The organism is Flavobacterium sp. CFBP9031 (assembly GCF_034044945.1).
GTDB lineage: Bacteria > Bacteroidota > Bacteroidia > Flavobacteriales > Flavobacteriaceae > Flavobacterium.
Window position 1 is genome coordinate 215,381 of the sequence record NZ_JAXCWF010000007.1, and the last position, 12,093, is coordinate 227,473.

5 protein-coding genes are annotated in these 12,093 nt (G+C 36.1%); all 5 read left to right on the top strand.

All coding sequences use genetic code 11. The features are described 5' to 3' along the window. Positions 1–130 precede the first annotated feature (130 nt). Entirely contained in the window at positions 131–2,878 is a 2,748-nt protein-coding gene (locus tag SOM12_RS13690) for a glycoside hydrolase family 78 protein (RefSeq protein WP_320493826.1), read from the top strand. 143 nt (positions 2,879–3,021) lie between these two features. Continuing rightward, a complete protein-coding gene (locus tag SOM12_RS13695; protein WP_320493827.1) occupies positions 3,022–4,167 on the top strand; it encodes a sialidase family protein in 1,146 nt (381 codons plus the stop codon). A 249-nt stretch (positions 4,168–4,416) separates the two neighbouring features. Then, positions 4,417–5,301, top strand: a complete 885-nt coding sequence (locus tag SOM12_RS13700; RefSeq protein WP_320493828.1) for a sugar phosphate isomerase/epimerase family protein — start codon at positions 4,417–4,419, stop codon at positions 5,299–5,301. A gap of 152 nt (positions 5,302–5,453) precedes the next feature. Continuing rightward, complete coding sequence (locus SOM12_RS13705) at positions 5,454–8,183, top strand: alpha-d-galacturonidase (protein ID WP_320493829.1); 2,730 nt, start codon at positions 5,454–5,456, stop codon at positions 8,181–8,183. Between the two features lie 251 nt (positions 8,184–8,434). Continuing rightward, positions 8,435–11,962: a malectin domain-containing carbohydrate-binding protein gene (locus SOM12_RS13710; protein WP_320493830.1), complete on the top strand. Its 3,528-nt coding sequence runs from the start codon at positions 8,435–8,437 to the stop codon at positions 11,960–11,962. Positions 11,963–12,093 lie beyond the last annotated feature (131 nt).

Below are 12,093 nucleotides of genomic sequence, written 5' to 3' on the forward strand. Positions count from 1 at the left end.
CAAAAATGAGCATTTACTCCCGCAGATTTAGCAGATTTGGGAGATTTAAAAAATAGAGTAAAATAATCTGCTAAATCTGCAAAATCTGCGAGAAGCAAAAAAATAAAGCCAAAAGCTTAAGAATAATACCATGAAAAAGTTTTTTTTACATCTAACAATAATCATTTCACTTTTCACCATTTCGGCGAAAGCCCAAACCAAAATCATTATAAGTGATTTAAAATGCGAAATGCTGAACAATCCGGAAGGAATTGACGTTTTATGGCCAAGATTAAGCTGGAAAATAAAAGCAAGCGTAAATGATGTAAAACAAACTCATTATCAAATTTTAGCTTCTTCATCTTTAGATAAACTAAATGCAGGAAACGGAGATTTATGGGATAGCGGAAAAGTACAAAGCGATGAATCGGTAAATGTAATTTATAACGGAAAAAAGCTAAAAGACAGACAAGATGTTTATTGGAAAGTAACGGTTTTTACAAATAAAGGCGAAGTTCAATCAAAAGAGGCACATTTCAGTATCGGGATTTTAACGTATGCCGATTGGAAATCAACTCGCTGGATTGGCTATGAAAAAACTTCTCCGGGAGATAGTATCTCGCAATATTCTCGATTATCAGCGAGATATCTAAGAAAAGAAATTGACTTAAAAAAGAAAGTCAAAAGTGCCAAGGTTTATATCATGGGGATGGGCTTGTACGAGTTATACATTAACGGAAATAAAATTGGTGATCAAGTCTTAGCACCTGTTCCGACAGATTATACGAAGAATGTAAAATACAATGTTTTTGATGTGACTTCGCAATTGAAAGAAGGAAAAAATGCATTGGGAACAATTTTAGGAAACGGACGTTTTTTTACGATGCGTCAGGATTATAAACCTTATAAAATCAAAACTTTTGGTTACCCTAAAATGGCTTTGCAGTTGTTTGTAGAATATACTGATGGAAGTAAAGATGTTATTAGAACTGACGATACTTGGAAAATTACAACTGACGGACCAATCTTATCCAACAACGAATACGACGGCGAAGAATACGACGCCCGCAAAGAAATGAAAGGCTGGAATGCCATTAATTTTAATGATAAAAAATGGCTTTCAGCAGAATATGTTCAAGAACCAGGCGGATTCTACGAAGGACAGATGTCGGCGAATATGAAGGTGAAACGCGAAGTAAAACCTATTTCGATTAAACAGACATCAAAAGGAACTTATATCTTAGATATGGGACAAAATATGGTGGGCTGGTTACAATTGAAAGTAAAAGGAAATGCGGGAGACAAAATCACCATGAAATTTGCTGAATCTTTACAGCCAGATGGTTCATTATACATCGCCAATCTGCGTGATGCCAAAACAACTGATATTTATACGTTAAAAGGAGAAGGGGAAGAAGTTTGGGAACCTCGTTTTATTTTTCACGGATTTCGATTTGTTGAAATTTCGGGTTTCAAAACAAAACCGACTTTAGAAAACTTTGTTGGAAAAGTTGTTTATGATGACATTGCCACAACAGGAACTTTTGATTCTTCGAACCCAATTATGAATCAGATTTTTAAAAATGCGTGGTGGGGAATCAGCGGTAATTATAAAGGAATGCCAATAGATTGCCCACAGAGAAATGAGCGTCAGCCTTGGTTGGGAGATAGAACAACGGGAGCTTACGGCGAAAGTTTCTTGTTTGATAATCAGACATTATACGCAAAATGGTTGGACGATATTAAAAACTCACAAACCATTGATGGCGGAATTCCGGATGTAGCGCCTGCTTTCTGGCGTTATTATGGCGATAATGTTACTTGGCCGGGAACTTATATTACAGTTGCGGATATGTTGTATCAGCAGTTTGGAGACAAAAAAGTAGTAGAAAACCAATATCCGTCGATGAAAAAATGGATGGATTATATGAAAGAAAACTATTTGGTTGATGATATCATGACCAAAGACAAATATGGCGATTGGTGCGTTCCGCCAGAATCGTTGGAATTAATCCGTTCGAAAGATCCTTCTCGTTTAACAGACGGCGAATTGATTTCGAGTGCGTTTTATTACCAGCTTTTAAATATCATGAAGAAATTTGCTGTAATCGCCAATGCGCAAAATGATATCAAATATTATGACGAATTAGCTTTGAGAATAAAAAAAGCATTTAACGCTAAATACTTTAATTCAGCCAAAAACAACTATGCTAATAATACCGTAACAGCCAATTTACTGCCTTTGACTTTCGGAATGGTTCCAGAAGAATTCCAGCAAAAAGTTTTTGAAAATTTAGTTCATGAAGTGGAAGTGACTAAAAACGGTCATGTAAGTACGGGCGTTATCGGAACACAGTTTTTGATGCGAACGCTGACTAATTTTGGTCGTGGCGATTTGGCTTTCAAACTTGCCTCAAACAAAACCTATCCAAGCTGGGGTTATATGGTCGAAAACGGAGCCACAACCATTTGGGAACTTTGGAACGGAAACACTGCAGATCCAGCAATGAATTCACAAAATCACGTTATGCTTTTAGGCGATTTACTGATTTGGTATTACGAAAATATGGCAGGAATCAAAAGCAATCCTGAAACCCCAGGCTTCAAAGAAATTATTATGAAACCAGATTTTAATGCTGGATTGACTTATGTAAATGCTTCTTATGAATCGATTTACGGATTGATAAAAAGCGATTGGAAAAAAGATAAAAAGGCTTTAGTTTGGAATATTACCGTTCCCGCAAATACATCTGCAGTTGTGTATCTTCCTGCAAGCGATATTTCAGCTGTTTCAATCAATAAACAGAAGCTGGATAAGACTTCTTACGCTTATTCTGTAGAAAAAAATCAAATAATTGTCACACTTTCGTCAGGAAATTTTGCGATAAGCGTTAAATAATCTACATTTTTAATAATTCGGGACAGTACAGGATACATTGTTAATTTTTTGGTGTTATTTTTACACTTATTAAATATTTTTACCTAAAAAAATGTGGGGTATGTATTTATAGTCAAAAAAAATAATTCATAATTTAATTAAGAATGAAAATAACAAAATTAGCATTTGTCTTGTTTGGACTTTTCCTTTTAGGAAGTTGTAAATCGGCTTTAGAGAAAAAGACTTGGAAAGAAGGAATTTTAGTAGATCAATTTGTTTACGATAAAGCGCCTTATCCGTCTTGTCATGCCATTACAATTGTCGAAGCTACAAATGGTGATTTAGTTGCCTCATGGTTTGGCGGAACGCACGAAAGAAATCCTGATGTTTGTATCTACGTAGCCATTAAACCAAAAGGAAGCGACACTTGGAACGAAGGAGTAAAAGTGGCTGATGGTGTGATGAAAGAAGGGCCGAGATTACCAACTTGGAACCCAGTTTTATATCAAATTCCGGGTGGCGATTTAATGTTATTCTACAAAATAGGACCAAAACCATCAGAATGGTGGGGTGTAATCAGAACTTCATCTGATGGCGGAAAAACGTGGTCTGAAGCACAAAAGATGCCAGACGGTTTCTTAGGGCCAATCAAAAATAAACCAGTTTTATTAAGCAACGGAACTTTATTATGTCCGTCAAGTATTGAAGGTGACGGTTGGAGACTTCGTATGGAATCTACTCCAGATTTCGGAAAAACTTGGGTAATGGGCGATACGCTTCCAAGAGGAAAACAAAAAATCAATGCGATTCAGCCAAGTATTTTATTTCATAAAGACGGAAGCATCCAAGCTATTGGAAGAACTAGAAATAGAGCTATTTTCAGCACATTCTCTAAAGATAACGGAAAAACGTGGTCGGATGTAGAGTTAATCGGACTTCCAAATAACAACTCAGGAACCGATGCTGTAACGTTAAAAGATGGTAGACATTTGTTAGTTTACAATCACGTTCTTCCTCCGGGAAAAGAAGCAAAAGGACCAAGAACGCCTTTAAACGTTTCGGTTTCTAAAGACGGAATTCACTGGAACGCGGCTTTGGTTTTAGAAGATTCAAAAATTAGTCAATATTCTTATCCATCGATGATTCAAGGTTCAGATGGAATGGTGCATATTGTGTATACTTGGAGAAGAGAAAAACTGAAATATGTAAAAGTAGATCCAAGTAAATTGGTTGCACTTCCAATTAAAAACGGAATCTGGCCAGGCGAAGAAGGAAAAGTGGTAACAGCAGTAAAAGCTGAAGAAGAGTAAAATAAAGTTCGCCACGAATTTCACTAATTTCCACAAATTTTTTAAAATACTAATTCGTGAAAATTCGTGGAATTCGTGGCAAAAAAATATAAAGCCACAGATTAAAATGATTAGAAAGATTTTCTTCTAATTAATCTCCAAAATCTGCTCAATCTGCGAGAGTTAAATTTTTCTCGCAGATTTAACAGATCGAGCAGATTTTTTTTAATCTATTTAACCTTTATAATCTGTGGCAAAAAAAATATAAGCATGAAATCTAAAAGAAATTTACTTATTGCAATGCTTGTTGTTATGTCGACAACATTTAATAGCTGTGCAACGGCTCAGTCTTCCAATAAAAAGCAAAAATATAAAGTGGCAGTTTGCGATTGGATGATTTTAAAAAGACAAAAATTAGGGGCTTTTGGTTTGGCTGCTGAAATAAAAGCTGACGGAATCGAACTGGATATGGGAGGTTTAGGAAATCGTCCCACTTTTGACAGCAAATTGGGTGATCCAGTTGAAAGACAAAAATTCTTAGATAAATCGAAAGAAACCGGAGTTGGAATCAGCTCGATTGCAATGTCTGGATTTTATGCACAGTCTTTTGCCACCAGAGAAATTACACCAATGATTGCGGATTGCATTCAAGCTATGAAAAACTTGAAAGTAAAAGTGGCTTATTTGCCATTAGGAACTCAAACCGATTTGGTTAAGAATCCTGAATTACGTCCCGAAGTGATTAAAAGATTGCAATGGGCAGGAAAGGAAGTAGGGAAGATTGGTGGTGTTATCGCAATTGAAACTTCTTTAAGTGCTACTGAAGAGAAAAAACTTTTAGAAGAAGTAGGTTCAAAATATATTAAAAGCTCTTTCAACTTTGCTAATGCTTTAGATAATAAAAGAGATATTTCATCAGAGCTAAAAATATTAGGTAAGAAATATTTAGCGCAGATTCACGCTTCAAATACGGATCAGTTTTGGTTGGAAAATGACAAGGCGATCGATATGCCAAAAATCAAACAAACTTTGGATGAAATGAAATGGAGTGGATGGCTAATTGTAGAGCGTTCTCGAGACGTGACACAAGTGCATAATGTAAAAGCCAATTACGGCGCAAACGTAGCTTATTTGAAGAAGATTTTCCAGAATTAAACAATAAACAGTGATCAATATGTAATCGTTAAACAACACATTTTTTCACTATAAATCTGCCGAGTCTGCTAAATCTGCGAGAGATATTCTTCACGCAGATCGGGCAGATTTAGCAGATTATTTTTAGAATGAATACCCAAAAACAGCATACTATGAAATATTTACAATTACTTTTTTTATGTTTTTATGTCTCTTTCGCGACAGCGCAAAACATCACTGTTGTTAGTGATCCGAGTTCGCCACGAGCAAAATTTGGAGCAGAGAAATTATCTGAAACACTTTCAGCAAAAGGATTCAGTGTAACTTCTTCTGATAAATTCAAAAAGTCAAAAGATAAAATAATTGTAATTGGAGAAAAAGGAACTGATTTCTGGAAGAAAAATGCAAAAAGCGTTAAAATCGATGATAGCAAATTAACTAAGAAAGAAGGTTTTCAGATTCGTACTCAAAATAATGTAATTTATGTTGAAGGAACAGATGCTTCTGGTACTTTATACGGAGCTTTGGAATTAACAGATAAAATTAAAGCTTCAGGAAAACTTCCTTCAGAAATTAATATTGAAGACAGTCCGGAAATGGTTTTGCGTGGAGCCTGCATCGGAATGCAAAAACCGGTTTATCTTCCAGGACGCGATGTTTATGAATATCCGTACACGCCAGAAACTTTTCCATGGTTTTACGATAAAGCTTTATGGGTAAAATATTTAGATATGCTGGTTGAAAACCGCATGAACTCGCTGTATTTATGGAACGGACACCCTTTTGCTTCTTTGGTAAAATTGAAAGAATATCCATTTGCGGTTGAGGTAAGCGACGAAGATTTCAAAAAGAACGAAGAAATCTATAAATTCTTAACGGTCGAAGCGAACAAAAGAGGAATTTGGGTCATTCAGATGTTTTACAATATTATTGTTTCTAAGCCTTTTGCAGAGCACTATAACATTAAAACTCAGGATCGTTCAAGACCGATAACACCGTTATTATCTGATTACACCAGAAAATCTATTGCTGCATTTATCGAAAAATATCCAAACGTGGGATTGTTAGTTTGTTTAGGAGAAGCTATCAACACGATTGATGATGATGTAGAATGGTTTACCAAAACGATTATTCCAGGAGTTCAGGACGGATTAAAAGCATTGGGAAGAACAGACGAGCCGCCAATTATTCTTCGTTCTCATGATACAGATGGGCCTTTGGTAATGGAAAAGTCATTGCCATTATACAAAAACCTTTACACAGAAAGTAAATATACAGGAGAATCGTTAACGACTTATACGCCGGGCGGACCTTGGGGAGAAACGCATAAACAGTTGAGTTCTCTTAAATCAATTCATATTGAGAATGTTCATATTTTGGCCAATTTAGAACCTTTTAGATATGGTTCGCCAGATTTTATCCAAAAAACAGTAAAAGCGATGCACAGCGTTCACGGAGCAAATGCATTACACTTATATCCGCAGGCATCTTATTGGGATTGGCCATATTCAGCAGATAAAACAAAATCAGGAGAACGTTTATTAGAAATGGATCGTGACTGGATTTGGTACAAAGCTTGGGCAAGATACGCTTGGGACAGCAAAAGAGATCGAAACGAAGAAGTTAAATTTTGGGATAATGATTTAGCTGCGAAATTCGGAACGACTCAGGAAGCAGCAAATAATATTTTAAAAGCTTACGAAGAAACGGGAGAAATTGCGCCAAAAACCTTAAGACGTTTCGGAATCACAGAAGGAAACCGTCAAACCTTATTGCTAGGAATGTTCGAAAGCCAATTGGTGAATCCGTCAAAATGGAGAGTTTATCCAGGATTCCATGAATCTTGTGGACCAGCAGGAGAATTGCTTTTGGAATATGCTAAAAAAGAATGGAACAAAGAACCACATTCTGGCGAACTTCCAACTCAGATTATTGCCGAAATTACCGAACACGGAAGATTGGCTGTCGAAGCAATTGACAAAGCTGAAGCCAGCGTAACCAAGGATAAAGAAGAATTTGAACGCCTTAGAAATGATATTCATGCGTATAAAGCGTTTGCTGATTTCTTCTCAGAAAAAGTAAAAGCTGCTCTATTGGTTTTAAGATACAGTTATTCAAACGATATTGCCGATTTAGACAAAGCGATGCCTCATTTAGAAAAAAGTATCGAATACTATGAGTTATTGGTAAAACTAACAAAAGATACCTATTACTATGCCAACAGTATGCAGACGGCTCAACGTCGAATTCCGATTGGAGGAGACGACGGAAACAACAAAACTTGGGCTGAATTATTACCGCATTACGAGCGTGAATTGGCTAATTTTAAAAGAAATCTTGAGAAGCTAAAATCTTCAAAAGATGGTAAGATCGAAACCAAAGAAGGGAAACCTTGGAAAACAGCTGAAGTAACTTTCATCGACGAAAAACCGGGAACGTATTTAGTAAAACCGGGAACAAAAGTCTACGGAACAGATATTTCTGAGTTAACTAAAATTGCTCCTGAACTTCAAAACCTAAAAGGATTCTCGTTCGTAGAAAATGATCAAAACGAAAAAGGAACACATTTGAAGTTTAGAAATACAAAAGCGGTTAAATTAGTGGTTGGGTATTTCAATTCAGATCAGAAGAGATTTTTATTACCGCCAAGTTTAGAAACCGATGCTGCAGGAAATGCGCACGGTCAAGCCGAAGTGATTCTGGCAAGTGCAATGAATTTAAAAGATTTACCACGTGTAAACATTCATACTTATACTTTTCAGCCAGGAGAGAATAAATTAGATTTAGGAAAAGGAAAAGTATTGATTTTAGGTTTTATCGATGCAGATCAAACCATAACACCACGTGATGTTGGGTATATTGATGCAGGAGAAAAAGCAGCTATTGACTGGTTGTTTTATTAAGAATGATTTGGGCGTGTTCGCCTTGGCGAATCGGGCTTTCGGCTATATCTTTTATTCCGCTCCGCTTCATAAAAGGATACCGCCTCAATCCCTCACGCGAATAAACGTAAAGTTAAACCTGACGGGTTTTTAAAACCCGTCAGGTTTGCTCGAAGTAAACGTGATTAGACCTAACAGGTTTTTAAAACATGTTAGGTCTGTTATCAAGATAACTTAAACAGCCTTATAATCACTTATATGGTTTTAAAAATATGAATAGAATAGTTTTTTTTATTTTTTGTTTTTTTTCAAGCCTTTGCTTTGTTTGGAGTCAGAGCAAAGATTCGGGGAAGTTTCGTAAAGAAATTTCGCTGAATTCGTCTTGGGAAACCGTAATACTGGATAATCTTCCGCTGAAAGAAGAAGATTTTGTAGAAAATCCAAAAACTGATTCCAATTGGCAAAAGGTTAGTGTGCCTCACAATTGGGATCAGTATTATGGTTTCAGAAGAACAAAACATGGAAATTTACATGGTACTGCATGGTACAAAAAAACGCTAAAACTTGATAAAAAAGAGAGTTCAAAACAACATTTTCTCTATTTTGAAGGTGTAAGTTCGTATGCCACAGTTTGGGTAAACGGTAAAAAAGTGGGCGAACACAAAGGCGGAAGAACTACTTTCACCTTAGATATTACAAAATCGGTTTCTTTCGATAAAGAAAATATCATTTTAGTAAAAGCAGCGCATCCATCCTTTATTGCCGATTTACCTTGGGTTTGCGGTGGCTGTTCTGGAGAATGGGGATTTTCAGAAGGTTCTCAGCCAATGGGGATTTTCAGGCCAGTTTCTTTGGTAATTACAAACGATGTTAGAATTCAGCCGTTTGGTGTTCATATTTGGAATGATAAATCGGTTTCAAAACAAAAAGCAATTCTTCATACTACAACCGAAATCAAGAATTACAGTACTTCACCGCGAAATTTAACCATCGAAAATATTCTTTTGGATGCTTCAGGAAAGAAAGTTGTCATTACAAAAAGCGATAACAAAATCAATTCAGGAGAAACAAAAGAAATAGCTCAGACACTTCCTGAGATTCAGAATCCGAAATTATGGTCGCCATCCAATCCGTATTTGTATAAATTGGTAACTTCAGTTTACGAAAACGGAAAAATAATCGATCAGTTAGCAACGTCTTATGGAATTCGCTGGGTAAGCTGGCCGGTTAGTCGTGACGGAAAAGACAATCGTTTTTTTATTAATGATGAACCTGTTTTCATAAACGGCGTTTGCGAATACGAACACTTAATTGGAAAAAGCCATTCGTTTTCAGATGAAATGATTCATTCTCGAATCGAGCAAATTAAAGCAGGTGGATTTAATGCTTTTAGAGAAGCGCACCAGCCTCATAATTTATTGTATCAAAAAGAATTAGACGAAAATGGAATCTTGTTTTGGAGTCAGTTTTCGGCACATATTTGGTACGATACGCCTGAGTTTAAAGAAAACTTTAAATCCTTATTAAAAGAATGGATTAAAGAACGCAGAAACAGCCCATCAGTTGTCATGTGGGGGTTGCAGAATGAAAGCACTATTCCGAAAGAATTTGCTGAAGAATGCACACAGATTATTCGCGAAATGGATCCGTTATCAGCTTCGCAAAGAATCGTAACAACTTGTAACGGTGGAGAAGGAACAGATTGGAATGTCGTTCAAAACTGGTCAGGAACGTATGGCGGAGATCCGTTAAAATACCATTTAGAAATGACGACTCAGTTATTAAACGGCGAATACGGCGCATGGCGTTCAGCCGATTTACATACAGAAGGCGAATTCGACCAAAAAGGAATTTTAAGCGAAAACCGTTTTTCTCAATTAATGGAAATTAAAGTTCGTGAAGCAGAATCGGTAAAAGATAAAATTGCAGGACAATTCAACTGGCTTTTTGCTTCGCACGAAAATCCGGGACGTGTACAAAACGGAGAAGGATTTAGAGATATTGACAAAGTTGGGCCAGTCAATTATAAAGGACTTTTTACGATTTGGGGCGAACCTCTGGATGCTTTTTATATGTACCGAGCCAATTATGTTTCGAACAAAACTAATCCGATGGTATATATCGTTTCGCATACCTGGCCAAGTCGTTGGGAAACAACTGGAATCAAAAACGGAATCGATATTTACTCAAATTGCGATGAAGTAGAATTGTTCAACGATGTAAATAAATCTTCTTTAGGAAAACTAAAAAATCCAGGAATCGGACAGCATTTTCAGTTTAATAATGTCGACATTAAATACAATGTTTTATATGCCGTTGGGTATGTAAACGGAAAAGCGGTTGCCAAAGATTATATCATTTTAAATAATCTGCCAAAAGCGCCAAATTTCGATGCTTTAACAACAAATAAAGCAGATATTACAAAAGCTAAAAGCGGTTATAATTATATTTATAGAGTTAATTGCGGAGGTTCTGAACTAATTGATTCTGCTGGAAATACGTGGTTTACGGATACGCACAAAAACGGACAAAATACTTGGGGTTCGCTATCATGGACCGATAATTTTGAAAAACTTCCAGACTTTTTTGCTAGTCAAAGAACGACTTTCGATCCGATAAACGGAACAAAAGATCCTGAATTATTTCAAAGTTTTAGATACGGAGTTGATAAACTACGTTATGAATTTCCTGTGCCAAGCGGAGAATATTTGGTAGAATTGTATTTTACAGAACCTTGGTACGGAACTGGAGGCGGAATGGACTGCAAAGGCTGGCGTTTGTTTGATGTGGCCATCAACGATAATGTTGTTTTAAAAGATTTTGATATTTGGGCAGAAGCAGGACATGACAATGCATTGAAGAAAACATTCAAAGTAAAAAGCACAAACGGAAAAATTGTGATTTCGTTCCCGAATGTAAAAGCTTCGCAGGCGATTATCTCGGCAATTGCAATTGCGACAAAGGATATTCACGCAAGACCAGCATCAGAATCTCCAAAAAACATTCAAAATCTAGTTTTAGATTCTTATGAAAAAATCAACAGAATAGCTTCATGGCTGGATATTAATTCAAAACAATATTCAGATTCTGATGTTGTTTTTACCGAATTGCCTTCGGAAATTTTTGGAGCAGATTATTTACAGTTTTCATCTCATTCTAAAAATAAAGGATCGTTTACCGCTAAAGAAGAATCGACTATTTATTTTTTAGTTGAAGATAAAACAAAGACATTAAAAGAGCTTTCAGATTATAAAAAAATAGAAGAAAAAGCGAAGAACAGCAACGGAATTTCGTTTGATGTTTTCACTAAAAAAATAAAGAAAGGCGAGAAAATTCTTTTTCATAATGCTGAAACAATTTCTACAATTGTCGTTGTTCCAACTTATGATATGGGCGAAAAAGACGATTCAAGACCTGTCGTAATCATTGAAGCCGAAAAAGCAAAAACAACAGGAACCGGAATAGAAAAAGGAAATTTCAAAAAAGCCGATTATATTGAGTTCACAAAAAAGACAAGCAACAGCATCGAGTTTGAAGTTAAACCAGGAGTTGCTGGAATTTATTTAATGCGTTTCCGTTTTATGAATCGAAATGAAATGCCGTTAAAAGTTAAATTCAAAATGGAAGATGCATACGGAATTTTAATGCGAAACGATACGATTGAGTTTGTTCCATCGCCAGAAAAATGGAAGATTTTAAACACAACGTCTGGAGGATATATTAATGCAGGAACGTATAAAATTACGTTGGAAGGTGATGATTTGAAGGGATTAATGTTGGATAATTTTGAATTTCAATAGGTTTTTTGAAGTTCAAAGAGGTAAAGTGACAAAGTAACAAAGTGACAAAGGTTTAGTAGGTTTGTCAGGCTGAGCGAAATTGAAGCCCGCATAAAGTTTATACCAAGTTTAGTTTGTCATTTCGACGAAGG